Here is a 24,412-nt window from a genome sequence, read left to right as displayed (position 1 = left end):
CCGCCTCGCCGTCCGTCCGACCCACCGTCAAGCGCCTCAGCGCCGCCGGTGAAGGGGGTTCTAAGCATAACTCCCACTACCCGCAAGCAGTTTTTGACAGAAATACGAAAAAATCCAAAACTTTCCAACAAAACCAAAAAATACTAAACAATATCAACACTCTAAAACGCACAAAACAACAGCAGAAACCACCAAATCAAAGCAAAGCAAATCGCCTCAGACGAAAATCAACACAAAACAGAACAGAATCAGCCGATTCAGCAGCTTGCCGCGCGTTCCGGTGGCAGGGTGCAGATCGCCGGTGTTGTGCCACTTTGGAATTCAGGCGTGCGGTTGTGCAGGAAGAACAGCTTCACCGGGGCGGATTTGCGGACACTGCCATCCGCGAATGTCGCTTCCATCTGCATCTGATGGATCGACGACCGTTCCGCATAGAATCGCAACCCGCTGAGCAGCGAGGACACATTCGGATTCCCCCGCACCGGGATGTTGATCCGATAGGCCTGCGCATCATAGGGCAGATCGACATCCAGATATTGCGGTGCCTGTAGGGCGAAAGCACCACCATCCCCGCATTCTGCAAGGCCCCCCGGCACTTCGATCGCGGCCAGGCTGATCGTGGCAGAGAATGATTGCACTTCGTGATGGCGTTCCCCGAACGCATCCACCCAATCATAGGACAATTCCCCGATCATGTCGGTTTGCAAATCCCCCCACCCCGAGATCAGCCCGGTCAACGCCCCCAAGTTCAGGTCTTTCTGGATTTGCGCCTTACAGGTTTCCAGCACCTCGGCACTGGGACAGGTAAAGCGGCGGTTTTCCAGGGCCGTCACATCCACCCCGGCATCAATCAGCGCATTACGGATATAGACATCCATCCCCTGATCGAAGCTTCCCACGTCGACCTGATACCACGGCGTACTGGGCGGCGTTGTGTGGCGTGCGGCCCAGTCCACCGCATCCCCATTACGGAAACCGACGCGGGCCGTGGCATTTTCCACCTGCCCCCAACCATAGTTCAGAAAATTGAAGCTGGGCCGGAAACCTGTGCAGCCATAATGGTCTTCGGTTACCAAAACCGGGCGCAGATGCGGCAGACTGTAGTCCACCGCCAGGTCCAGCGATTTCAGGCGCACGCGGCTACCGTCCTGTGTCGCCAGACGAAATTGCGTATGCGCACGATTGTCTGCCCATTCTGCGTCCCCCATGCTGGCATAGTCAAAGAACGTACCAATCCCCCCGGTCCCATTCCAGACATCCCGCCACCTGTCGCGCAGCGGAACGATCAACACCTCTCCGTTTTGGGCGTAATGGGCATATCCCACCTCTTGCTGTTGGCCCAATCGGGTATCAGCCGTTACCGCGATCTGGGTTTTCCCTGCATCGCCGCCCGATTGCGCCGGTAACAGCCCGCCCAGCAAACTGTCGGCATAGACCACCGGCTTGGTCGAGGATTGCATGACACCCGCCACCATTTCCACGGTATAGCGCAGACCACCCGGTTCTATGATCGCGCCATGCCCATCGCGCAGCCCGTTGCTGAAACCGCCGGTATAGACCCACCCTTCGGCCGAGCGCAGAATCCCCTGCCCTTCGGGTTTACCATCGACAAGCGGCCCCTCGTAGCGGTTGCCCGCGGCGTCCAGATACTCCCCCGGTCCCTGCAACACCCCGGCCACCCAGTTGCCCCGATAAAAAGACCCATCACGATAAGTCAGCCGACCTTCGCCTTCGAAACGACCATTCAGCACCGCCCCCTCATAGGTGTGATGCACGGCACGCGGGTCATAGCTGGCCGCGCCGGGGACACGCCAGCTCAGCACACCTGCCCCCGTGGCAAAGCCGTCAGGTGTTACACCCGGCCAGTTGCCCGGCGCCGGGTCCCAACTGAATTCCAGCGCCATCTCAGGATGCGGATCGAACACCCGAACCATCCGCCGGGTCACTTCGCGGCTATGCGGATCATAAATCACATGCAGCTTTTCCGAGATCGTCACTGCAGACAGTGTCGGTGCCTGCTCTGCCACGCTGGCACCGGCCAGCATCAGCCCAACCATCCCAGCAAATCCCCAGCGCGTCATGATCCCTGTCCCCTGTTGTGATAATATCTTGGTGTCAGGCTACCCGCGCTCCAACCTTTCAGACAAGAGCTAAGTCCTGCTTCATCGCTCCCCAAGCGCCGCCGCGAATAAAGACGGCAATGGCAACTGGCGTAAAAACACCGTTCCCTGTGGGAAAACCCGAACTTCGACCAGACTGCCAGATGCGGCGGGCGGAAGTTGGTCAAACAGGAAATTCCCTACGGACTGTACCACCACGGTATCGCCGCCACCGATCACACGGGGGCTGTGGCTTGTTTGATGCGGGTGTGCGCCAACAATCGCCGCCACCCCACGCCCCCGCAGGTTTTCAGCGATCCATCTTTCTCTTGCGGATGGTACGGTTACGAACTCCCGGCCCCAATGCAGCAACGCAATCACCGGAACAGCGGCATCCCCGATCATCGCACGATCCAACAAGTCAGGCGTCAGCCGGTCGACCGAAGGCATCGCACGGCCATCCAGATCGCTTAACCCAACCAAAGCCGCCCCGTTCAGGCGGATCACATCGCCCTGCCCGACGAATGGAATGCCAAGCTGCCGTAACGCCCGCCGCGTTTCCGCCAGACCGCTGTCGCCCATATCCCGTGCATGATTGTTCGCCAGCGACACCGCCACAATGTTCAGCCGCTCCGCCCAATCGCGCAGCAAATCCGCTGGCATCCCCAAAACCATATGATCCAGAGCACGCGGCAATTGCGGTAGCAAGACCCCTTCAAGGTTCAGCACAAGCGGCAACCCTTTGGTGGCAGCCAGCGCCGCCTCTTCGACACGCCGGGCCGCCAGTTCATCACTCAGATATTCGGGCAAGACCCGACCCAGAAACAAATCCCCCCCAATCAGGAAGCGTTCCGCCCCGGCAAAGGGCGGTGCATCGCCCCCATCGGGAACGAAAGCCGCCACGACATAGCTGGTGGTTTCGGGAATAAAGCGGCGATACAATCCCTGCATATTGGCATTGGCCACAACGACCGGGCGCAATCCACGCTGCCCCATCAGGGTCATCGCCAGATACATCGCCCCCACCGAATCCACATGATCCGGCTGCACCAACCCGGCCACCGCATCCCGATCCATCGCTGCCAGCACATTCAACACCTGCTGATCACGCAGCCGCGCCTGATGCAGCGGCAGGTAATGCGAAAAATCCGTGACTTGCAGCACCACGGTATCCGCCCCCACCAAAGGACGCAGACGGACTGCCATAGCCTCCCACTGGTCGCGGGTCGAATTGATGGATACAGCCACCGGCACCACGGCCACCCCCGGCATCAACCGGGCCATGAATGGCAGAACCGCCCGTACCCCGTGATCGTCCTGAAACAGGCAGCTTTCCTCGACCAGCCCATCCCCCAGCAAACTGCTCGCGGCAGCGGCATCCCCCGGAATCGGGCCAAAGATGGTCTGGAATCCGCGCCCCGTCGTGGCAAAAGGCACCCGCGACTTGTAGAAATGATCGGGAAACAAGATCACGACCCGCCGCACACCGGGCCGCGCCACCATACGCACGGCCCCTGCCAATAATTCCGGCATTTCCAAATGATGCGGTAAAATCGCCCCGCCGATCCCATCAACCGGATTCACATCTTCGGATGCGGCCAGCCCGGCCTCGAACACGTCCGGTTGCGTGTAGAACGCCGGGAATGCCGCCTCCGGGCAATCTGCATAGGCGACCACCGCCCAAAGCATGATGATCCAGGCCAGACCAATCGCAGCCAAACCCCGCAATGCCCTTTCATCTTGCCCGAAATACTCTTGCCAAGGGCTGCCTTCGCGCCCCCTCGATGGGGGCGTGGGGGCATTCGCGCCCGCCGGTATCGTATCACGCCCCCCAGTCACTACTGCGCCACCAAGAAATTCGCACTCTGAGAGATATGGTAAAACGGCTCCTGCTTGTTTCGGCTCAACCGCACCACTTCGTGATAGACATAATCCGCCAGCCCCAACAAACGCACACCTTCCCCCGCCCGTGCAGCAGCGCCGCGCAATCCTTCCAGCATCGCATAGGTGAAAATCCCATGCCCCAGATCGGGCCGTTCCCCCGCTGTGTTATTCGCTGCCGTCGCTGAAAACACGATCACCCGCGCATCTGCCGCTTCTTTTTCCAGCTTGGCATTAAAGGCGTTCGCGGCGTGGCACGTATCCAAAACCAGAATGCGCCGCCCTTGGGCAAAGGAAATCTCTTCCTGAATCACGCTCCAGTCCACCAAGGACGAGGTCCGCCAACGATCCCCTCGTTTTTGTGCATCCGACGGTAGCAGATAATATTGCTCCTCTAGGTTCATTCCATGCCCGGCAACAAAGATCACTGTTGTATCCTCGGGGCCGGGACGGGCCAGAAAATCCACCAATTCACCCGACACCGTTCTTGCATCCGGTTCCAGCACCGCACCGGGTTCCATGAACAAAGACAAGGCCTGCTGGCGCGGCGCATCCGCCGCCAGCGCATCGCCGGACACCATCACCAGCGTTTCCATCCCGGTATATAGCGGCGCACTGCGTTGTTTCACGACATTCAGAAATTCCAACGCATCCGCCACCGGATAGGCCAGATCGCAGGCCTTGCCGCCACAGGCCTCGGGCAGGTTCGGATAGGTATTCACCCCCACAACGGCCACATAAAGCTTGCCGCGTTTTTCCGGCGTGTCCCGTTTTTTGGACAGGGCCACGGCGGATCGTTCCGTGACATACCCAAAATCATCCCGCCCCGCCACGGTGATGCGGTTTTCCCCCACCTCCAACGGCACGGCATAGACCAACCGCCCGTCAACGCCCCCCATTCGGGCCGGGCGCACCCGGCGGTCATTCACCAGTACGGAATAGCCCCAGCTTTCCACCTCCTCCAACGACGCGCCCGTGACCTCGATCAAGGCCTGACCTTCGGGGGCGTCCCCATCAATCATACGGATCTCAAACGCAGGCGGTTTACGGGTCAGCAGCTCTTCCAGCTCATTGTCCCGACCTCGCAATTCCTGCGCCGCCGCGCGCGCGGACCCGCCAATAATTGCCCGCCGCACGATTTCAGGCGAATGCAAATGCTGACGCAATTGCCGGGCCGTCACATAACGCGCCGCCTGATCCTGCCCCTGATTGATCCGCCATCCTACCAGCCTGTCGCCATTTGGCGAGGAATAGAAATACCCCTGCGGCGTCCAGATGATCCAATCGTCACCAGCGAAAAACAATGTCGCCAGCAACTCGTGGGTTTTCAGGTTCCACAGCTTCACCGTCTGATCCGCCGCCCCGCTTAGCAAGCGTTCCGCGCGGGGGGCGACGGCAAGCGCCAAAATCTCTCCGGTGTGGCCCACGAATTCCCCGGCAATGCTGCCATCCAATCCATAGTCCAGCAATATCCCGTTCCCGCCGCCGGAAATGACCCGGTCCAGCCCCGGCACAAAGCTATAGGCGCTATGATAATAGCCGCTATCCCCGCCCTTGATCACGGCAGCATCGCCAATGCGCAAACGCGAACCGTCAAACCCGGTGCCGGGTTCGCTGTCCAGCTTAACCTCCAATCCCGGAAGCGCAGTCACAGCCCGGCCCAACCGCGCGGCCCCGCGCGGCCCCGGTTTTTCAAAGGCCCGTTCTGCCGTGGGCAGTTCCATTTCCTGCGTCAGTTCACCCATCCGGGTCGGGCAAATCGCCTGCGTGGGACAGGGGTCATCCGCCCCCCAGCCGATCCGATCCGCCATTGCCGACAGCCCAACCGCCGCCACCGGCGCGCTGATGCCGCCCATCTGCCGCATGGCCTGCCCGGTCGACACGTCCCACATATCCAGCCGGTTCAACCGCCCGCCTGCCGTAACCACCCGCCCTTCGGGCAATATCGCCAAAGCATGAACCCCGCCGTCCTGCGCCCGATATTCGGTCAACATGGTTCCAGTGGCCCAGTCCCATGTTTCGCTGCCATAGCTGTCGCCACAGCGATACCCGCAGGACAGCACCAGCCGATCCCCGGAAAATCCCAACGCATCCACCCGGAACGGGCGCTGGGGTAAGGCTGCAATCACCGCCCCGGTCGCCGCCTCGCGCACCGTCACACGCCCTTGATCATCCGCAAGTGCAAACAGCGCCCCATCCGCGCTGACCGCCAATGCCACAAGCGGCGTGTCCCACAGGGCTTCGGCATCGGGTGCGGCGATTTCCGTACCATTGTCCAAATCCCAAATCCGCAGCCCATAATCATAGGTCGCCACAATCAACTGCTGCCCATTCAGCGCATAGTCAACCCGACTGACCCGCCAGCTTTGGGTATCCAGCACTGGCAGGGCTTGCGGCGCATCGGAAAACGGCGCAGCCCAGCGATGCACCTGCCCGCCCTGCCCCGATACCGCCAGTTCATCACGCCCGGCATCATAAGCCAGCGTTTCCACCACCAGTTCATGACCACGCAGAACCGACCGGATTGCCCCGCTTTGCACATCGAAAATCCGCACATCCCCAAACGGTCCCTGCGCGGCCTGATGACCCGCAAAATATCCGCCCACGGCAACGGCCCCAGCATCGGCGGACAGGGCCACGGCATTCACCACACCTTCGCCGCCCGGCCCCATCTGGCCACGCAACACAGCCGTGCTTTCGCCTGTACCACCATTCCAGATCCGCACTGTTTTGTCATCGGACGCCGAAACGACCACCGCCCCATCCGCGCTGGCCACCACATCGCGGATCACCGCGCGATGCCCGCCGGTATCCAGATCCAGATGAAACTCCACCGTTTGCGCCTGTACCGCCCCCGCTGCCAGACCTAACAACCCAGCGACACAACCCGCCTTCATCTTGCCCGAAATACTCTTGCCAAAGGCTGTCCACGCGCCCCCTCGATGGGGGCGTGGGGGCATCCCCCCCTGCCGCAGAATGCCGACCCGTTGGGCGATCCTGCACGGCATGTCACGGTCGTGTCGGGCCAAGACTATTCCTTTCCATGCAAAACCCACTCAATCTGCAAAAACCAAATCCCATTCTTCGGCAGCGCCCCCGGCAAAATGCCGACAACGCCACCAGTATCGCCACAAAACTGGCAGAACCCCAATGAAAAAGCACCCCCGCTGTGCCGTGACGTTCTTTTCCTCGCACCTTGCAATCGTCTGACGATTGCCGCCACACTACCACAAGCCAGCAAGGAGACCCCCGTGAGCCTGCATCATCCCTTTACCACCCCGCCACAACCCGGCGACGTCATCGAAGTTCGCCCCGGCATCCTGTGGGCGCGGCTGGCACTGCCGTTCCAACTGGACCATGTGAATATTTACTTCCTTCAGGATAATGACGGCTGGATGATCGTCGACGGTGGCATTTCCAACAAGCAGACCCGCGCCGCGTGGGAGGCATTGCTGAACGGTCCCTTTGCGGGGGAAAAATTTACCGGGCTGATCATCACCCATCACCATCCCGATCATATCGGCATGGCCGGGTGGCTGTGCGAAAAGCTGGACATCCCGATGCTGACCAGCCGCACCTCGTTCCTGTCGTGTATGATGTTCGCCCATTCCCCCGCAGTGATGGAGGCCACCCCCTATAGTGAATTTTACGCCCGTCACGGCATGGCCCCGGAAATTGCCGCGCTGGTCAGCACACAGGGGCATAATTATCTGCGGATGCTGTCCACGCCGCCCTTTACCTATCGGCGCCTGTATCATGGCATGACCCTGCCAATCGGGGATCGTAAATTTCAGGTGCTGACCGGCGATGGTCATTGTGCCGAACAGGTGATGCTATACCTGCCCGAAGAAAAGCTGTTTCTGGCCGCTGATCAGGTGATTGAAAAAATCAGCCCCAACGTATCCGTGATGGCCACCGAACCCGAAGGAAACCCCTTGGGCGGCTTTATCCATTCGCTGAATTATCTGAAACGCGAATTGCCCGAGGATGTGTTGGTTTTGTCCGGCCATCGCCTGCCCTTTTACGGCCTGCATATTCGCTGCACCGATCTGGTCGCCCACCACGAAGAACGCTGCGGAATGATCCACGATGCCTGCCGAACCCGTGACATTTCCGCGAATGATCTGATTCCGGTGATTTTTCACCGCCAACTGGACCCTCATCAAATGAGCTTTGCCTTTAGCGAGGTGTTGGCCCATGTGAATTTCATGGTCAAACGCGGACAGTTGGAATGGATCAGTGAACCGGGGGATCGGCTGACGCTGCGCAGCCTGTAACCCCTGTTACAGCGCAACGACCCGGTATAGGCTGGGCGCGACCCCGCTTTGACCGAAAGGCCCGCCATGTCCGACCGTTTGCAAACCGTTCTGACCGCAATCGACACCGCCAACGCCGCCGACCCGACCCAAGAAGACGGACGCCCCGCAGCGCAGCTTTATGGGGAACGCATGACAGCAGAGCTTCGGCGCCTGTTTCCCGATGCGTCGGAACCGCTGCAAATCGCGGCGCGTGGTCAGCATATCGAACGCTGGCTTTTGCCCCGCAAGGATTACCCCGAGGGGCGCAACGGCTATCTGGAATGGCGCAAGGAACAGGGGCGTCGGCACGGGGTCCGGCTGGCGGATATGATGGCAGAGGCCGGATATTCCCAAGACGAACAGGCACAGGTCGGCACTATGCTGCGCAAGGAAGGGATCAAACGCGATCCTCAGGTGCAGGCCTTAGAAGACGTGATCTGCTTTACCTTCCTGAAATGGTATTTCCACCCCTTCGCCGGAACGCAGTCACCCGAAGCCTTGGAAAAGATCGTGATCCGCACGGCACGCAAAATGTCGGTCGAAGGACGGGCGCGGGTGTTGCGGGAATTTGATCTGCCCGCCCCGTTCGCCGCGGCATTTGCCAGCTAAAATGATCGTTTAGAAACGCACACACGCCCCGCACCCGGCCAAAGCCGGATGCGGCAGTGAGTGGTGGTGTGGCATTTTATTGGCACGCGCTGATGCTATTTGCCAATTCACGCATCAGGCTGGGATAAAGCGATGGACCAACCTCCAGCGTGGTGCCCAGCGGGTCGATTTCCGCAACTTTTACGCCACCATCGGACACAGCCTTGATCAGGCCCGGATTGAACTGCGGCTCTGCGAACACGCAGGTCACGTTCAGTTCCTGAACCCTGTTGCGGATTTCAGCGATCCGGGCCGCCCCCGGTTCAGACGCATCCCCCAACGAAATCGACCCCACCGCCGACAGATCGAAGCGGTTTTCAAAATACTGATAGGCATCGTGGAACACGATAAAGTTCACCTGCCGGAACGCTGCAAGCTGCACATTCAGCTCTGCCACCAGTTCATCCAGCTCGGCCTGCCCCTCGGCAGCGTTGGCCGCGTAGCGCGTGGCATTTTCCGGGTCAATCCGGCCCAGTTCCTGCGCAATCGCCCCCAGCCAGACATGCGCATTCATCGGGTCCAGCCAACCATGAGAATCCATTCCGGTATGGTCGTGGCCATCATGATCGCCATGCTGATCGGTCTCTGCCTTCGCATGATCGTCATGGCCTTCATGGTCATGCGAATCTTTTTCAGCGTGATCATGCTCGTCGTGATCATGATCGTGGTCATCATGGTCATGCTTGTCGTCTGCGGCATCGTCATGTCCGTGGTCGTCATCGTCACCATGATCATGCTTTTCAAACGCCGCCCCCAGCCGATATTCCAGCACCGTCGTACCCGGCACGGTCATCAGCTCGATTTGACGCGCTTTACCGCCAAGGGTTTCAAGCGGCCCTTCCAGCCAAGGTTCAAGCGCTTCTCCGATCCAGAAAACGGCGTCGGCGCGATTCAGTGCGGCGGCCTGCGACGGGCGCAGCGCATACCCGTGCGGCGAAGCCCCCGGTTCGACCAGCAGGGTCGGTTCGCCAACCCCCTGCATCACCCGCGCCACAAGCGAATGCACCGGCGTAATATCGGCCACCACATGCGGGGTTTCAGCCAAGACGGAACCAGCCAGCAAGGCCGCGCCGCAGGTCATCAGGGGCAAACGCATTTTCTACCTCGTGTAATTGTATAACATATCGACAGTCGATACCTGTTACTTTATACCATAGCAACCCCAATCTTTCCCAACCCGGAAGGCCGCCTATGGACCCTGTTGGTTTCGCACATCACGACCACCACAGTTGCATCGCCGCCAATTTGTCAGCGGCAGAACAGATATGTCAGGACAACGGGCTGCAATTCACCCCGGTACGCCGTCGGGTTCTGGAAATCCTGCTACATGAACACCGGGCGCTTGGCGCGTATGAAATTCTGGACATGCTGCGCACCGAAGGGCTGGGATCACAGCCCCCGGTTGCCTATCGGGCGCTGGATTTTCTGGTGTCGAACGGGTTTGCGCACAAGATCGAACACCTGAATGCCTTTGCCGCCTGTGTGCATCCGGGCCACAGCCATACGCCGATGTTCCTGATCTGCCGGGCCTGCAATTCCGTGGCCGAAGCCACCACCCAGATTTCCGCGGACACATTGGGCAAGACCGCCCGCGCCGAAGGGTTCCGCATCGAAAAAGCCGTGATCGAAGCCGAAGGGCTGTGCCCCGCCTGCCAGACAAAGGAACCGGCATGAGCCTGATCGAGGTCACGGATCTGACGATTCGTCTGGGCGGCAACACGGTGCTGTCTCATGTCGATTTCCATATGGATGAAGGCGAGATTGTCACCATTGTCGGCCCCAACGGGTCCGGCAAATCCACCCTGTTGAAAGCGATCATTGGCGCAATTCGCCCCAGCGCAGGAACCGTGCGCCTGCGCCCTGATCTGCGGATCGGCTATGTTCCGCAAAAGCTGCATGTCGATCCAACGCTTCCGCTGACGGTGCAACGGTTCATGAACCTGCCCCATCAGGTAGCCCATGCCGACGTGCGCCGGGCCTTGACCGAAGCCGGGGCCGAAGATCTGGGCAATCGCCAGATGGCGGACCTGTCCGGCGGGCAGTTTCAGCGCGTCATGCTGGCGCGGGCGCTGTTGTCCAAACCGCAATTGTTGATTCTGGACGAAGCGACACAGGGGTTGGATCAACCCGGATCGGCAGCATTTTACCGCCAGATCGAACAGGTGCGCAGCGATCTGGGCTGTGCTGTGCTGATGGTCAGCCACGAATTGCATGTCGTCATGGCAGCATCGGACCGGGTGATTTGTCTGAATGGGCATGTCTGCTGTCAGGGCGAACCTGAACACGTTGCCTCGGCCCCGGAATACCGGGCTTTGTTTGGGTCAGGCACGCAAGGCGCGCTGGCGCTGTATCGTCATGAACACAACCACAGCCACGATCCCGGTTGCGGCCATGATCACAGCCACACACACGAGGCCGCAGAATGACATCACTGTTGGACAGTTTCCTGATCCGTGCCGCATTGGCCGGGATCGGTGTTGCGATTGCGGCCGCTCCGCTGGGGTGTTTCGTGGTGTGGCGGCGCATGGCCTATTTCGGGGATGCAACCGCCCATGCCGCGATTCTGGGTGTGGCGCTGTCGCTGGCGTTTTCCACCTCGATTTTCGCGGGCGCTTTGGTGGCTGCACTGGTCATGGCCCTGACGGTTTCCGCCCTAAGCGGTCGGGGTTATGCGATGGATACGCTGCTGGGGGTTCTGGCCCATTCCGCGCTGGCCTTTGGTCTGGTCGCGGTATCGTTCCTGTCCGGGGTGCGGATTGATCTGATGGCCTATCTGTTCGGGGATATTCTGGCGGTCAGCCAGACCGATCTGGCCGTGATCTGGGGCGGCACGGCGCTGGTTCTGGCGCTGCTGTGGTGGCGATGGTCGGCGCTGTTGCTGTCCTCGCTCAATCAGGATCTGGCCTATGCCGCCGGGCTGAACCCGCGACGCGAACAAATGGTGCTGACCGTGGCGCTGGCGTTGGTGGTGGCCGTGGCAATCAAGGTGGTGGGCGTACTGCTGATTGCGGCGCTGCTTATCATTCCGGCCGCAACGGCCCGCCCCTTTGCCACCACCCCCGAACGCATGGGAATGATTGCAGCGGCGTTGGGAACGATATCTTCGGTTGGTGGGCTGGTCCTGTCCTATCATTTTGACACACCAACGGGGCCGTCTATTGTATGTGTGGCCGCAGTGCTGTTTACCCTGTCCAGTATCGGTTCGGCCCTGCGTCACCGCGTGGCGCGCCAAATCTAAGAGGTGTCCATGCCCCGCTGCGCAATCCTGATCGCCCACGGCAGCCCGTCCGATCCCGATCCACAGGAACAGGCCATGCAGGCCTTAGCCGAAAAGGTGCAAACCCTGCTGCCCGGCTGGCAAATCCGGGGGGCTACTTTGGCCGCGCCGGGGCGGTTCGATGCTGCATTGAATGGGCTGGATCACCCGCTGATATACCCGTTTTTCATGGCGCAGGGTTATTTCACCAATCGCGTTCTTGCCCCGAAAACAACGGCGCTGGGATTGACCCAATTGCCGCCCTTGGGCGTAGAAACCGGACTGGCCGACGTCGCAGAATCCCGCCTGCGGGCCACCCTGACAGACCGGGGCTGGCAGGCCCAAGACACCGCGCTACTGATGGCCGCCCACGGCAGCGCAGTATCGCGCACCAGCGCCGACAGTACTCATGCAATGGAACGTGAACTGGCCCGCCGGTTGCCATTCCGCACCACCCGCGCGGGATTTATCGAAGAACCGCCCTTTGTCCACGATCAAGCCCGCGATCTGGGGCAAGCCATCTGCCTAAGCTATTTCGCGCTGGAGGCCGGGCATGTTCTGGACGATCTGCCCAACGCATTGACTGCCGCAGGGTTTAACGGTGCCGTATTGCCCCCGATGATCCACTGGCCGGAAACACCGGGTCTAATCGCCAACAGCCTGACAAAACAAGGCACTGAAACCGTAACCGTAAGCTGCCCGTCAGATCAAAACCGTTCCAACAGGCGGCGCAAGTAATCCAGTTCAGCATCCGGGCGGTCGCCTTCGCCAGTGCGGCGGCGGATTTCGTCCAGCAATTCGCGGGCGCGGCGATAGACATCTTCGCCTTGCAGCAGGCTGTCCTCGGTGCCGACATCGCCGCCACGCGATCCGGGGTTCCGCCCCAAAGGATCACGCGCCCCCGTCTGCGCGTCCCCGGTTTCGCGGCCATCGCCACCACGTTGACGGCGGCCTGCTTCGGCCATCGCCTCGCCCAGATTGCGCATCCCTTCGCGCAGGGCTTCCATCGCTTCCGCCTGTTTATCAATGGCCCCGGCCAGATCATCCTGACGCAAGGCTTCCTCGGCCCCGTCCATCGCACGTTCCGCCTGTTTCAGCGCCTCGCGGGCGGCTTCACCGCCTTCGCTTCCGGCACCGGGCAGATTACCGCGCTGACGTTCCAATTCCTGCCGCAAGGCCTGCTGACGATCCGCCAATGATCCCTGACCTTGCTGGCCCTGATCGCCGTCTTGTCCCTGACCATCCTGCCCCTCGTGGCTTTGGCCCCGCCCCATGCCCCCATCACGGCCTTCGTTGCCCTGCGACTGGCCTTGATTGGCACCGGGGTTGAACTGTTCCTGCAAGTCACGGAAGGCCCGATCTGACAGGCCTTGTTGATCGCGCAGAGTTTTGCCCAACTCCTCCATCGCGCGGTCGCCGGGGGATTGGCCACCCTGCCCGCCCTGCTGTTGAGCCATGCGCATGTTTTCCATCATCTGCTGGAACTGGCGCATCGCTTCCTGTGCTTCGGCCATGCGGCCCTGTTCGATCAATTCCTGAATGCGGTCCATCATCCGTTGCAGATCGTCCATATCCATCTGCATCGTGTTGTCGGACATCTGCATGTCCGCATCCGCCTGCTCCTGATCGCGCTGCGCCTGCCGCGACAATTGCCGCAGATAATCCTGCGTCGCATCGCGCAATTCCTGCATCAGCCGCGCGATTTCCTGTTCCGAAGCACCATTTTTCATGGCTTCGCTCAGCCGGTCCTGTGCGCGTTTCATCCGATCCATCGCGTCGTCCAGATCGCCCTCTTCGATCTGGATCGCCAGTTCCCACAGTGCCGCAGCCACTTCATCGCGCTGTTCATCTGTCATGCCGCTGGCTGCATAGGATTCGATCCGTCGCAAAATGACACGCAGTTGCAGATAATTCGCTTCGTCCGGGAAAAGCTGTTCTTCGGGTTGCCACGAAATCGCCCGCAACACCTGCGCAATGCGCGGGGCATTTTCGCGGGTCCACAGCAAATCTCGCCGCTGTTCGATCAGCGCCGCCGCCAGCGGATCGAAAAACCGCCGCGCGGGCAGGTTCATCACCACGGGCTGCCCCACCCCCGATTGCCCTGCGGCATCCTGCACCGACAGTTCAAACCGCACCGGCAAATGCGCCCACGGGTGTTGGGAAAAATCCTCGATCAACTGTTCGGTGAATTCCGCGCGGCTGCCCGAAATCGGCATCGGCAGGTCCATATCGACAGGCTGGCGCGGTTCCGGCGGCAAGGCCAGACCATACCGCCGATCCAGCGTGTCCAGATCCAGCGATATGCGCACGCTGCCCCCCGTCACGCCATAATCATCCGCTGCGGTAAAGGGCAGGCTCATCTGCCCATCCACATTGGTTTCCGGCAGCCCGGCAATATCCACCATCGGCGGCAGGTCTGGCAACAGCGTCACATCCCATTGCCGCCCGCCCGTGCCTTCGATCGCCAAAGTGCCGGATTGCGCGACGGTGAAATCCTGCGCCGGGTCCGACGCCGGAGGCACCTGCCCCACCCGGCCTGATACGGTTTCCGCCAGCGTCAGCGCCCCCAATTCCCCATAAAACCGCAACGTGATGCGGCTGCCCTGCGGGATCGTTAACCGCTTGCCCGCCTGATCGGCCAGATACAGCACCGGCAACCCGGTATAGGCTGGCGGTTCAATCCAGCCTTCCCACGCGGGGCCAGCAGCCAGCCCGCCTTTGCCGCCCGGCCCCATGCCCGTGACCGATCCGACCTTGCTCCATGTGCCGAACAGCAATGCAACAGACAGGCCCAAAATCGCCACATAGCGCAGCGCAAATGGATCGCGGCTGGTCAGGTTCAGATCAGGCTCCACGGGTTTTGCCGCCGCCGCGCGGTCAGCCATCCGTGCCTGATGCGCCCGCCACAACGCAGCCGAGGCCGCATCCCCCACCCCGATCACCTGCTGGTCCAACAGCGATTGAATCGGGCGGCCTGTCATGGCGCCATCCAGCCGGGCCAAGGCCTCGGCCCGTTTGGGAAACCGGAACTGCATCGCACCGCGCAGGGCAAAACCCGCCGCCGCCAGCGCAGTCAGAACCGCAGCGCCCCACACCAGTTCCACCGCCACATGATCCTGAAGCCCCAACATCAGCACCGCAGCGGCCAGCATCACCACCGACCACAATGGCCAGAACGCGCGCGTCAGCCGCTCGGCAATCAGCCCCGCCCATGTCAGGCGAAGCGGCCAGCGGATTTTCCTCAGAACGATGCGACCAGCGTCAGACATACCTTTTCCCGGCGGCCCGATGCGGGGATCGCATCACAGCCATTCAGGAATGGTATCGCGGTTTATGATTTCGTCAAAGCTCGGACGCGCCCGAATGACGGCGAATTGATGCCCATTGACCAAAACTTCGGGGATCAGAGGCCGAGTGTTATATTCACTAGCCATCACCGCACCATAAGCCCCCGCAGACCGGAAGGCGACCAGATCGCCCGCCTGCACCGGCGGCATCATCCGCTGCTTGGCAAAGGTGTCGCCGGTTTCGCACACCGGCCCCACGATGTCATAGGGGCGTTGTTCGACCCCGCTGGCCGGTTCGACCACCGGGATAATGTCGTGATGGGCGTCATACATGGCCGGACGCACCAGATCGTTCATCGCGGCATCCAAAATCAGGAAATCCCTCCCTTCGCCCGATTTCACATACACCACATCGCTGACCAGAAGCCCCGCATTGCCCGCGATCAAACGGCCCGGCTCGATCTCGATCTCACAGCCCAGATGGCCCAGTTCCTCGCGGATCATAGTGCCATAATCCAACGGCAGCGGCGGCGCTTCGTTCGACCGGGTGTAGGGAATGCCCAATCCGCCCCCCAGATCCAGACGGCGAATATTATGCCCATCGGCCCGCAGCGCCTCGGTCAATGCTGCAACCTTGCGATAGGCCAACCGGAAGGGTTCCAGATCGGTCAACTGGCTGCCGATATGCACGTCGATCCCGACCACGTCCAATCCCGGCAAACGGGCCGCATGGGCGTAGACCTCTTTCGCGCGTGAAATTGGAATGCCGAATTTGTTCTCGGATTTGCCCGTGGCGATCTTGGCATGGGTCTTGGCATCGACATCGGGGTTCACCCGCACCGTCACGGGTGCCTTTACCCCCAAGGACAGCGCCACCTCGTTCAGCCGCTCCATCTCTGGTTCGGATTCCAGATTGAACTGACGAATCCCACCCTCTAGTGCCGCCCGCATTTCCGCATGGGTTTTGCCCACCCCGGAAAACACGATCCGATCCCCCGGAACCCCGGCGGCCTTGGCACGGGCATATTCCCCACCCGACACCACATCCATTCCAGCCCCGGCCTGCGCCAATGTCTTCAAAATGGCCTGATTGCTGGCGGCCTTCATGGCAAAACACACCAGATGATCCATCCCCGCCAAAGCTTCGTCGAACAGGCGGAAATGCCGTAACAGGGTTGCCGTGGAATACACATAGAAGGGCGTTCCGACAGCGGCGGCGATTTCGGCCACAGGCACGTCTTCGGCGTGCAACGCACCGTCTTTGTAAAGAAAATGATCCATCGCATCCGCCCTTCCGCTGGTTCCTCCGCGTCATAGCAGACTATCGCGCCAATTCAATCGGCCTTCCCAGCCGCCCCAGTCGGAATATGAGTATTTCAGATCAGAAAGAAGCGGATTGGTTTCTTTCTGATCTGAAATACTCTGGGGGAGGGCGCCGCAGGCGACCGGGGGCAACGCCCCCACGCCCCAAGATCCGCAACACATCAGCGCCGCCTTTGGATCAAACCGGACGCGTGCGCAAAAAAAGATAAAGCGGCAGGCCGCAACTGACGCCGATAAAAAACGTGGCCGGAATGGCCCATAACGCGCCCCAGTTGCGGCGCACGCTGACCTCGGCCAAAATCCACAAGCTTACCGCCACAGCGGAAATCACCAGATCCCAGAACAGTCCCGTCGCGGCAGCATTGGCGTGCCAAGCGGCGATCAGCCCATCGAGGGACAGGCCATGTTCCCAGACCCACGGCAGCAAATGCCACATCGGCCAGACCGCCCCCAGAACGGCCAACGCCAAATATGCCATCCGCAGGCCGGACATCAGAATGATTTGCTCACGCCAAACCGGGCCGATCCTGAAATCGTCACCCCGGTCTTTGTTGGTTCCTCGCGGGGCGGCACCGGCGCGCCGTCCGCGCCGCAAGCCGCCAGTAGCGCTACAATCATCAATCCGGCCAGCGCTTTCATTTCAGCACGTCCTTCCATCTTGCGATCTGATCCCGCACCTGTGCTGGCGCGGTTCCCCCATAAGACATGCGCGAGGCCACGGAATTATCAACCCCCAGCACGCCGAACACTGCATCGGTGATCCCCGCATGAACCGATTGCATATCCTGCAATGTCAGGTCCGGCAAATCGCAGCCCTTGCTTTCGGCCAACGCCACCAGCGACCCGGTCACATGATGCGCGTCGCGGAACGGCAGGTTCAGTTCGCGTACCAGCCAATCGGCCAGATCGGTGGCGGTGGAAAAACCCGACCCCGCCGCCGCAGCCAGATTTTCACGGCGTGCGGTCATATCGCTGACCATGCCGGTCATGGCCGCCAGCGCCAGCATCAGGTTATCGGCCGCATCGAACACCTGTTCCTTGTCTTCCTGCATGTCCTTGGAATAGGCCAGCGGCAACCCCTTCATCACAGTCATCAGCGCCACATTCGCCCCGAAGATACGGCCGATCTTGGCGCGGATCAGTTCGGCGGCATCAGGGTTGCGCTTTTGCGGCATGATGGACGATCCGGTGGACCATTTGTCAGACATCGCCACGAACCGGAACTGGGCCGAGGACCAGATCACCAACTCTTCGGCAAAGCGCGACAGGTGCATGGCGCAGATCGACGCGCAGGACAGGAATTCCAGCGCGAAATCGCGATCCGCCACCGCATCCAGCGAATTGGCGGTAGGCCGATCGAATCCCAGTGCCGTGGCCGTCATATGCCGGTCAATCGGGAACGAGGTTCCCGCCAGCGCCGCCGATCCCAACGGGCATTCGTTCATCCGCGCGCGCGCATCGCGGAAACGCGACATATCCCGGCCCAGCATTTCCACATAGGCCATCATGTGATGCCCCCACGTTACAGGCTGCGCCGTTTGCAGGTGGGTAAAGCCGGGCATTACCCAATCGGCCCCGGCCTCGGCCTGCCCCAGCAGGGCTTTGATCAGCGCCTCGATCCCGTCAATTGCGGCGTCGATCTGATCGCGCACCCACAGTTTGAAATCGGTTGCCACCTGATCGTTCCGGCTGCGGGCTGTATGCAGGCGTCCCGCCGGTTCACCGATGATTTCTTTCAGCCGTGCTTCGACATTCATATGGATGTCTTCCAGCGCGGTGGAAAACTCGAACGTCCCGCCCTGAATTTCTGACAAGACCGTGAGCAGCCCTTCCCGAATGGCGCTGGCATCGCTATCACTGACGATGCCCGTGGCGGCCAGCATGGCGGCATGGGCCCTTGACCCGGCAATATCCTGCGCGGCCATACGCTGATCAAACCCGATCGAGGCATTGATTGCCTCCATGATCGCGTCAGGACCGGCGGCAAAGCGGCCGCCCCACATCTGGTTCGAGGATTTGTCAGTCATAATTGGCCCCTAGGAGGTGTCATGCACAGGATTTATCGGATCGTCCTTTATACGGCCTTGGCGCTTGGTGCAAATGCGTCCATCGCCGGGGACACCGCACTGGAAGCGTTGCGCGTGGACGACATGAAAAAACTGAACCTGCACAGCGCCCCGCAAGCCGTGCCAGACATCGCCTTTGTGTCGGCGGACGGGACCGATATGACGCTGGCGGATTACAAGGGCAAACTGGTGCTGGTCAATTTCTGGGCAACATGGTGCGCCCCCTGCCGCAAGGAAATGCCCGCCCTATCCGCCTTGCAAGCAGAGTTCGGTGGCGATGATTTCGAGGTGGTGACAATCGCCACCGGGCGCAACCCGCCCCCCGCGATGGCAAAGTTCTTTGATCAGATCGGTGTGACCAATCTGCCGCTGCACCGCGATCCGAAATCGGCACTGGCGCGGCAGATGGCGGTTCTGGGCCTGCCGGTCAGCGTGATCCTGAATGCCGATGGTCAGGAAATCGGGCGCCTGATGGGGGATGCGGATTGGCATTCCGATAGCGCCCGCGCCCTGATTGCGGCGCTGTTGCCGCAATCCTGAAGCGTTTATGCCCCGGCACCGTTACCGGGGCATCCCGTGCTGCCCTATCTGCGCCACAGGACCATGACAGGGACAGCCAGTCAGGTGATCATTCACCAAGCCGCACGCCTGCATGAACGCATAGACAATGGTTGGCCCGCAGAACTTGAAGCCCGCTTTCTTCAAATCCTTTGAAATTTGTACAGAGATTTCCGTGGACGCAGGCACCTGATCCAAACGGTCCCATTGGTTCTGCACCGGCGTGAAATCAACGTATTTCCACAGAAACGTGGCAAAGCCCTCGTTCGCTTCGATCCGTTGCCAGGCCTGGGCGTTCGTGATGGTCGCCTCGATCTTTCCGCGATGTCGAACAATGCCCGGATCGCCCAGCAAGCGGGTAACGTCATCCGCCCCCCATTCGGCAATCACATTCGGATCAAAGCCTTGAAATGCTGCACGAAATCCATCTCGTTTCTTTAGAATAGTGATCCAGCTCAGCCCCGCCTGAAATCCATCCAGAACCAGCTTTTCCCACAGCGCGCGGCTGTCATATTCCGGCACGCCCCATTCTGTATCGTGATAGTCCAGATAGATTTGTTCGGACCCCACCCAGCCGCATCTTTCACCCATATTCATTACTCTTTCTCCACTTGGCTTCGCCAGTTTCGGACAATTAGAACAAAATGTGAATGTTAAACTACTGGTAACGTCTGCGGCACCATTGTGTTCTGGCAACCGAACACCGGAGGCTGACGTGAAAAAACGCAAAGGCAACAAATGGAATGACATACACGCAGGTCATCAATCACCGCTGGATTTCGCCGTGACGTCGCGGGATGCCGGGGTGTTGGGCATGGTTGCCGATGCTGTACGTCACAAACAGGTGACGCTGGCCTATCAACCAGTGGTCCAAGCCAGTCGCCCGACATTCCCCGCCTTCTACGAGGGGCTGATTCGCATCTTCGATGAAACCGGGCGCATCATCCCGGCCAAAGATTTCATCGACCATATCGAAGCAACCGAGTTGGGCAGGATGATTGACTGTCTGGCTTTGGAAATCGGACTGCGCACACTGCGAGAGGAACCGGGCATCCGGCTGTCCATCAACATGTCCGCGCGATCCATCGGCTATCCCCGCTGGATGACCAGCCTGCGCAAGGGGTTGGAGGCGGACACAACCGTAGCCGAACGGTTGATTCTGGAAATCACGGAAAGCTCTGCGATGACCGTACCGGAACTGGTGGTCCGCTTCATGGGCGACTTGCAACGCAAGGGAATCAGCTTTGCGCTGGACGATTTCGGGGCCGGGTACACGTCTTTCCGCTATCTGAAAGATTTCTATTTCGACATTCTGAAGATTGATGGGCAGTTCATTCGCAATATCCATGCCGATGCGGATAATCAGGTCTTAACGAAAGCACTGGTCAGTGTCGCTCAGCAGTTTGATATGTTCACTGTCGCGGAATCCGTTGAAAATGCAGAAGATGTTCATTGGTTGCAACAGATTGGCGTGGATTGTTTGCAGGGGTATTATTTTGGCGCACCGACCATTCAGCCCCCTTGGAAAGAAAATTCCAGAATGCCCCATCAGCGTCGCGCATAAATTGCGCTGCAACGCGGCAATTCTGCGCAGTTGCCGCAGTGCGGCAGTTGTTTTATGACGTGATATAAGGCGGGAAGACCAGGGCCCGCACGCTGCGCGCCCGGCGTTTCCCCCCAAGACAATTGGTGGAGGATGAACATGACCAATGTTGTTATCGTCTCGGCGGCGCGAACTGCCGTTGGGTCTTTCAGCGGCTCTTTCGCGAATACCCCGGCCCATGATCTGGGCGCGGCTGTGCTGGAAGCCATCGTCGCCCGCGCCGGGATCGACAAATCGGAAGTATCCGAGACGATCCTTGGTCAGGTTCTGACCGCAGGTCAGGGCCAGAACCCGGCCCGTCAGGCCCATATCAATGCCGGTCTGCCCATCGAAAGCGCGGCCTGGGGTCTGAACCAAGTTTGCGGTTCGGGTCTGCGCGCTGTTGCATTGGCAGCCCAGCACATCCAACTGGGCGATGCCGCAATCGTCGCGGCGGGCGGTCAGGAAAACATGTCGCTCAGCCCCCATGTTGCCCACCTGCGCGCAGGGGTGAAAATGGGCGATGTGAAATACATCGACTCCATGATCCGCGACGGTCTGTGGGATGCGTTCAATGGCTATCACATGGGCCAGACCGCCGAAAACGTCGCCCAGCAATGGCAAATTTCCCGCGACATGCAGGATGAATTCGCCGTGGCATCGCAAAACAAAGCGGAAGCCGCCCAAAAAGCCGGGAAATTCGATGACGAGGTGATCCCCTTCGCGATCAAAACCCGCAAGGGCGACATCATCGTGGACAAAGACGAATACATCCGTCACGGCGCGACCATGGATGCCATGCAAAAGCTGCGCCCGGCCTTTACCAAAGACGGCAGCGTTACCGCCGCCAATGCCTCGGGGATCAACGACGGTGCCGCGGCTGTGTTGCTGATGTCCGCGGAAGAAGCCGAAAAACGTGGTCTGGAACCGCTGGCCCGCATCGCATCCTACGCCACCGCTGGTTTGGACCCGTCCATCATGGGCGTTGGCCCGATCTATGCCTCGCGCAAGGCGCTGGACAAAGCAGGCTGGGCTGCGGGCGATCTGGATCTGGTAGAAGCCAACGAAGCCTTTGCCGCGCAAGCCTGCGCCGTGAACAAAGACATGGGCTGGGACCCTTCGATCGTGAACGTGAACGGCGGGGCCATCGCCATCGGCCACCCGATCGGCGCATCGGGCTGCCGTATCCTGAATACGCTGCTGTTTGAAATGAAACGCCGCGAAGCCAAAAAGGGGCTGGCAACCCTGTGTATCGGTGGCGGCATGGGCGTGGCCATGTGCCTTGAGCGTCCTTGATCCCGGATGACCCGATAACCACATATCAGGGGCGCTGCTTTAGCGCCCCTTTTTTTTCATCCCAAATGCTGCGCCCGCAAAAAAATACGCCCAACACTCATTTTTATCACGTAATTTTATTGCGCAATTGCGGCATACAAAGTAATAGAGTTACCAACGCATCACGCCAGACTGGAGGAAGATCATGGCAAGAGTAGCACTCGTCACCGGCGGTTCGCGCGGCATCGGCGCAGCCATTTCAAAGGCTTTGAAGGCCGAAGGCTACGATGTGGCCGCAACCTATGCCGGGAATGACGAAGCCGCGGCAAAGTTCACCGAAGAAACCGGCATCAAAACCTATAAATGGAACGTCGCCGATTACGAAAGCTCGGCTGCCGGTATCGCCAAAGTCGAGGCAGATCTTGGCCCGATCGACGTGGTTGTTGCCAACGCAGGCATCACCCGCGACGCCCCGTTCCACAAAATGACCCCGCAACAGTGGCACGAGGTCATCGACACCAACCTGACCGGCGTGTTCAACACGGTTCATCCGATCTGGCCGGGTATGCGCGAACGTAAATTTGGCCGTATCGTCGTGATTTCGTCGATCAACGGTCAAAAGGGCCAGTTCGCGCAGGTGAATTATGCTGCGACCAAAGCGGGTGATCTGGGCATCGTCAAATCGCTGGCCCAAGAAGGCGCACGCGCAGGCATCACCGCCAACGCGATCTGCCCCGGCTATATCGGCACTGACATGGTGATGGCGGTCCCGGAAAAGGTGCGCGATTCGATCATCGCACAAATCCCCACTGGCCGTTTGGGCGAACCCGAAGAAATCGCGCGTTGCGTCGTATTCCTGGCCTCGGACGATGCAGGTTTCATCAACGGTTCGACCATTTCGGCCAACGGCGGGCAATTCTTCGTCTGACCCGCAGACATCGTTACATATCAAAGGGCCGGTCTGCGATCGGCCCTTTTTCTTTTGCGACCCCGTTCAATCTGTTGATTTTCGCCCGCATCTCATTGCAGGTATTACCGAAATTACTCACGCAAGGACGATTACGCCCAATGCCACGCCGCCAAGCCACCGCCATCGGTTTCATTGCTGTTCTTCTGTGGGCGCTCTTGGCGTTGTTCACCGTTGGCACCGCCCCGACCCCGCCCCTGCTGCTGAACGCCATCTGTTTCGCTATTGGCGGTACGCTGGGGCTGATCTGGACCGGCAGCACCGGGGGATTCGCCCGCCTACGGCAGGTGCCGCTGCGCGTTTACCTGTTTGGGACGTTGGGCTTGTTCGGCTATCACGCGCTGTATTTCAGCGCCCTGCGATTGGCCCCCGCTGCCGAGGCCGGGCTGATCGCCTATCTGTGGCCCCTTCTGATTGTGTTGTTTTCCGGCCTGCTGCCCGGTGAAACATTACGGGCCGGGCATTTGATAGGCGGTATCGTTGGATTTCTGGGTGCGGCGCTGATCATTGGCGGCGGGGCGACGGGATTTGATCCGCAATCTTTGCCCGGCTACCTTCTGGCCTTGGCCTGCGCATTAACGTGGTCCACCTATTCTGTCCTGTCGCGCAAACTGGGCGATGCGCCTACAGAATCGGTGGCCGTATTCTGTGTTGCCACGGCAATTCTGTCCGCCCTTCTGCATCTGGCCACGGAAGAAACGGTCTGGCCACAGGGCACAATCGGCTGGGCCGCCGCGATTGGATTGGGGTTAGGCCCGGTCGGATTGGCGTTTTATGTTTGGGATATTGGGGTAAAGCGCGGCGACATCCAGCTTTTGGGGGTGGCGTCCTACGCCGCACCGCTACTGTCTACCTTGGTTTTGGTCTTAACGGGCGTCACGTCCCCCAGTTGGAGTCTGGCAGGGGCCGCCTTCTTGATCACTGGCGGCGCAGCCTTGGCTGCGCGCGCCAGCTTACGTTCTGGTGTCACACAGTCGACAGACGGGTGATTTCTTCTTTCAGGCGAAGCTTTTGCTTCTTCAGTTCAACAAGTTCAGCATCGCTAAAGCTAGGAGTGCGCTGCGCCTCCTCAACTCGCTGCGAGAGGGATAAGTGTTTCTTCTTCAGTTCTTCGACATGCGAACTCAAGCTCATGGGCATTCTCCTCTCATTTGTGAAATACGTGTAACAAT

22 protein-coding genes are annotated in these 24,412 nt (G+C 60.0%); 11 read left to right on the top strand and 11 right to left on the bottom strand.

Features of this window, described 5'->3' with window-relative positions; translation table 11 throughout:
* Window positions 1–257 precede the first annotated feature (257 nt).
* The 3 genes from FN828_RS09535 to FN828_RS09525 form a co-directional block, all read right to left on the bottom strand.
* Window positions 258–2,081, bottom strand: a complete 1,824-nt coding sequence (locus tag FN828_RS09535; RefSeq protein ID WP_142493169.1) for an MORN repeat-containing protein — start codon at window positions 2,079–2,081, stop codon at window positions 258–260.
* A gap of 81 nt (window positions 2,082–2,162) precedes the next feature.
* Entirely contained in the window at window positions 2,163–3,818 is a 1,656-nt protein-coding gene (amrB, locus tag FN828_RS09530; RefSeq protein WP_142493168.1) for an AmmeMemoRadiSam system protein B, read from the bottom strand.
* Between the two features lie 119 nt (window positions 3,819–3,937).
* Window positions 3,938–7,009 (bottom strand): caspase family protein, encoded by a 3,072-nt coding sequence (locus tag FN828_RS09525; protein WP_142493167.1) that lies wholly within the window; start codon window positions 7,007–7,009, stop codon window positions 3,938–3,940.
* 222 nt (window positions 7,010–7,231) lie between these two features.
* Between FN828_RS09525 and FN828_RS09520 the strand changes: the two genes are divergently transcribed.
* Complete coding sequence (locus FN828_RS09520) at window positions 7,232–8,257, top strand: MBL fold metallo-hydrolase (RefSeq protein WP_235891448.1); 1,026 nt, start codon at window positions 7,232–7,234, stop codon at window positions 8,255–8,257.
* Window positions 8,258–8,323: 66 nt separating this feature from the next.
* Window positions 8,324–8,887: a DUF4202 domain-containing protein gene (locus tag FN828_RS09515; RefSeq protein ID WP_142493165.1), complete on the top strand. Its 564-nt coding sequence runs from the start codon at window positions 8,324–8,326 to the stop codon at window positions 8,885–8,887.
* Between the two features lie 76 nt (window positions 8,888–8,963).
* Here FN828_RS09515 and FN828_RS09510 read toward each other — a convergent pair whose 3' ends face one another.
* Window positions 8,964–10,022 carry a zinc ABC transporter substrate-binding protein gene (locus FN828_RS09510; RefSeq protein WP_142493164.1) on the bottom strand — a complete coding sequence of 353 codons (1,059 nt, stop codon included), beginning with the start codon at window positions 10,020–10,022 and terminating at the stop codon, window positions 8,964–8,966.
* A gap of 95 nt (window positions 10,023–10,117) precedes the next feature.
* Here FN828_RS09510 and FN828_RS09505 point away from each other — a divergent pair, with 95 nt between their 5' ends.
* Genes FN828_RS09505 through FN828_RS09490 form a run of 4 tightly spaced genes read left to right on the top strand, consistent with a single transcriptional unit; the run spans window position 10,118 to window position 12,920 of the window.
* Window positions 10,118–10,600: a transcriptional repressor gene (locus FN828_RS09505; protein ID WP_142493163.1), complete on the top strand. Its 483-nt coding sequence runs from the start codon at window positions 10,118–10,120 to the stop codon at window positions 10,598–10,600.
* Entirely contained in the window at window positions 10,597–11,352 is a 756-nt protein-coding gene (locus FN828_RS09500) for an ATP-binding cassette domain-containing protein (RefSeq protein WP_142493162.1), read from the top strand. The genes FN828_RS09505 and FN828_RS09500 overlap by 4 nt, the downstream gene beginning before the upstream one ends.
* Window positions 11,349–12,164, top strand: a complete 816-nt coding sequence (locus FN828_RS09495; RefSeq protein WP_142493161.1) for an iron chelate uptake ABC transporter family permease subunit — start codon at window positions 11,349–11,351, stop codon at window positions 12,162–12,164. Before FN828_RS09500 ends, FN828_RS09495 begins: the two co-directional genes overlap by 4 nt.
* 9 nt (window positions 12,165–12,173) lie before the next feature.
* Window positions 12,174–12,920, top strand: coding sequence for a sirohydrochlorin chelatase (locus FN828_RS09490; RefSeq protein ID WP_142493160.1), 747 nt, complete (start codon window positions 12,174–12,176; stop codon window positions 12,918–12,920).
* On the opposite strand, the gene FN828_RS09485 is transcribed toward FN828_RS09490, so the two are convergent.
* From FN828_RS09485 to argH, 5 genes are all read right to left on the bottom strand, one after another.
* Window positions 12,890–15,451, bottom strand: coding sequence for a TIGR02302 family protein (locus tag FN828_RS09485; protein WP_142493159.1), 2,562 nt, complete (start codon window positions 15,449–15,451; stop codon window positions 12,890–12,892). The genes FN828_RS09490 and FN828_RS09485 overlap by 31 nt on opposite strands.
* Before the next feature lie 33 nt (window positions 15,452–15,484).
* A complete protein-coding gene (gene lysA / locus FN828_RS09480; protein WP_142493158.1) occupies window positions 15,485–16,750 on the bottom strand; it encodes a diaminopimelate decarboxylase in 1,266 nt (421 codons plus the stop codon).
* A gap of 220 nt (window positions 16,751–16,970) precedes the next feature.
* On the bottom strand, window positions 16,971–17,285 hold the full coding sequence (locus FN828_RS09475) for a DUF2834 domain-containing protein (protein WP_142493157.1): 315 nt from the start codon (window positions 17,283–17,285) through the stop codon (window positions 16,971–16,973).
* Window positions 17,285–17,431: an argininosuccinate lyase gene (locus tag FN828_RS09470; protein WP_142493156.1), complete on the bottom strand. Its 147-nt coding sequence runs from the start codon at window positions 17,429–17,431 to the stop codon at window positions 17,285–17,287. Before FN828_RS09470 ends, FN828_RS09475 begins: the two co-directional genes overlap by 1 nt.
* Complete coding sequence (argH, locus tag FN828_RS09465) at window positions 17,428–18,819, bottom strand: argininosuccinate lyase (RefSeq protein WP_142493155.1); 1,392 nt, start codon at window positions 18,817–18,819, stop codon at window positions 17,428–17,430. The genes FN828_RS09470 and argH overlap by 4 nt, the downstream gene beginning before the upstream one ends.
* A gap of 21 nt (window positions 18,820–18,840) precedes the next feature.
* Between argH and FN828_RS09460 the strand changes: the two genes are divergently transcribed.
* The gene (locus FN828_RS09460; protein WP_142493154.1) at window positions 18,841–19,398 is read left to right on the top strand and encodes a TlpA family protein disulfide reductase; all 558 of its coding nucleotides are present in this window, start codon (window positions 18,841–18,843) and stop codon (window positions 19,396–19,398) included.
* A 21-nt stretch (window positions 19,399–19,419) separates the two neighbouring features.
* Here the strand turns inward: FN828_RS09460 and FN828_RS09455 are convergent, their stop codons facing one another.
* A complete protein-coding gene (locus FN828_RS09455) occupies window positions 19,420–20,007 on the bottom strand; it encodes a DNA-3-methyladenine glycosylase I (RefSeq protein ID WP_142493153.1) in 588 nt (195 codons plus the stop codon).
* Between the two features lie 223 nt (window positions 20,008–20,230).
* Here FN828_RS09455 and FN828_RS09450 point away from each other — a divergent pair, with 223 nt between their 5' ends.
* The 4 genes from FN828_RS09450 (at window position 20,231) to yddG (ending at window position 24,229) form a co-directional block, all read left to right on the top strand.
* Window positions 20,231–20,980: an EAL domain-containing protein gene (locus FN828_RS09450; RefSeq protein ID WP_142493179.1), complete on the top strand. Its 750-nt coding sequence runs from the start codon at window positions 20,231–20,233 to the stop codon at window positions 20,978–20,980.
* 138 nt (window positions 20,981–21,118) lie between these two features.
* Entirely contained in the window at window positions 21,119–22,294 is a 1,176-nt protein-coding gene (locus tag FN828_RS09445; RefSeq protein WP_142493152.1) for an acetyl-CoA C-acetyltransferase, read from the top strand.
* 184 nt (window positions 22,295–22,478) lie between these two features.
* On the top strand, window positions 22,479–23,201 hold the full coding sequence (gene phbB, locus FN828_RS09440) for an acetoacetyl-CoA reductase (RefSeq protein WP_142493151.1): 723 nt from the start codon (window positions 22,479–22,481) through the stop codon (window positions 23,199–23,201).
* 140 nt (window positions 23,202–23,341) lie between these two features.
* Window positions 23,342–24,229 (top strand): aromatic amino acid exporter YddG, encoded by an 888-nt coding sequence (yddG, locus tag FN828_RS09435; RefSeq protein WP_142493150.1) that lies wholly within the window; start codon window positions 23,342–23,344, stop codon window positions 24,227–24,229.
* Here yddG and FN828_RS09430 read toward each other — a convergent pair.
* Window positions 24,207–24,374 (bottom strand): YdcH family protein, encoded by a 168-nt coding sequence (locus FN828_RS09430; RefSeq protein ID WP_142493149.1) that lies wholly within the window; start codon window positions 24,372–24,374, stop codon window positions 24,207–24,209. The genes yddG and FN828_RS09430 overlap by 23 nt on opposite strands.
* Window positions 24,375–24,412 lie beyond the last annotated feature (38 nt).

The organism is Thalassovita litoralis, from assembly GCF_900182725.1.
GTDB lineage: Bacteria > Pseudomonadota > Alphaproteobacteria > Rhodobacterales > Rhodobacteraceae > Thalassobius > Thalassobius litoralis.
This window is presented reverse-complemented; position numbering and strand designations above follow the sequence as displayed.

Excerpts from the sequence above, each read along its gene's own strand:
- FN828_RS09535 (WP_142493169.1), bottom strand. The coding sequence starts at position 2,081 with ATGACGCGCTGGGGATTTGCTGGGATGGTTGGGCTGATGCTGGCCGGT.
- FN828_RS09515 (WP_142493165.1), top strand. The coding sequence starts at position 8,324 with ATGTCCGACCGTTTGCAAACCGTTCTGACCGCAATCGACACCGCCAAC.
- FN828_RS09510 (WP_142493164.1), bottom strand. The coding sequence starts at position 10,022 with ATGCGTTTGCCCCTGATGACCTGCGGCGCGGCCTTGCTGGCTGGTTCC.
- FN828_RS09505 (WP_142493163.1), top strand. The coding sequence starts at position 10,118 with ATGGACCCTGTTGGTTTCGCACATCACGACCACCACAGTTGCATCGCC.
- FN828_RS09500 (WP_142493162.1), top strand. The coding sequence starts at position 10,597 with ATGAGCCTGATCGAGGTCACGGATCTGACGATTCGTCTGGGCGGCAAC.
- FN828_RS09495 (WP_142493161.1), top strand. The coding sequence starts at position 11,349 with ATGACATCACTGTTGGACAGTTTCCTGATCCGTGCCGCATTGGCCGGG.
- FN828_RS09490 (WP_142493160.1), top strand. The coding sequence starts at position 12,174 with ATGCCCCGCTGCGCAATCCTGATCGCCCACGGCAGCCCGTCCGATCCC.
- FN828_RS09485 (WP_142493159.1), bottom strand. The coding sequence starts at position 15,451 with ATGTCTGACGCTGGTCGCATCGTTCTGAGGAAAATCCGCTGGCCGCTT.
- lysA (WP_142493158.1), bottom strand. The coding sequence starts at position 16,750 with ATGGATCATTTTCTTTACAAAGACGGTGCGTTGCACGCCGAAGACGTG.
- FN828_RS09475 (WP_142493157.1), bottom strand. The coding sequence starts at position 17,285 with ATGTCCGGCCTGCGGATGGCATATTTGGCGTTGGCCGTTCTGGGGGCG.
- FN828_RS09470 (WP_142493156.1), bottom strand. The coding sequence starts at position 17,431 with ATGAAAGCGCTGGCCGGATTGATGATTGTAGCGCTACTGGCGGCTTGC.
- argH (WP_142493155.1), bottom strand. The coding sequence starts at position 18,819 with ATGACTGACAAATCCTCGAACCAGATGTGGGGCGGCCGCTTTGCCGCC.
- FN828_RS09460 (WP_142493154.1), top strand. The coding sequence starts at position 18,841 with ATGCACAGGATTTATCGGATCGTCCTTTATACGGCCTTGGCGCTTGGT.
- FN828_RS09455 (WP_142493153.1), bottom strand. The coding sequence starts at position 20,007 with ATGGGTGAAAGATGCGGCTGGGTGGGGTCCGAACAAATCTATCTGGAC.
- FN828_RS09450 (WP_142493179.1), top strand. The coding sequence starts at position 20,231 with ATGGTTGCCGATGCTGTACGTCACAAACAGGTGACGCTGGCCTATCAA.
- FN828_RS09445 (WP_142493152.1), top strand. The coding sequence starts at position 21,119 with ATGACCAATGTTGTTATCGTCTCGGCGGCGCGAACTGCCGTTGGGTCT.
- phbB (WP_142493151.1), top strand. The coding sequence starts at position 22,479 with ATGGCAAGAGTAGCACTCGTCACCGGCGGTTCGCGCGGCATCGGCGCA.
- yddG (WP_142493150.1), top strand. The coding sequence starts at position 23,342 with ATGCCACGCCGCCAAGCCACCGCCATCGGTTTCATTGCTGTTCTTCTG.
- FN828_RS09430 (WP_142493149.1), bottom strand. The coding sequence starts at position 24,374 with ATGAGCTTGAGTTCGCATGTCGAAGAACTGAAGAAGAAACACTTATCC.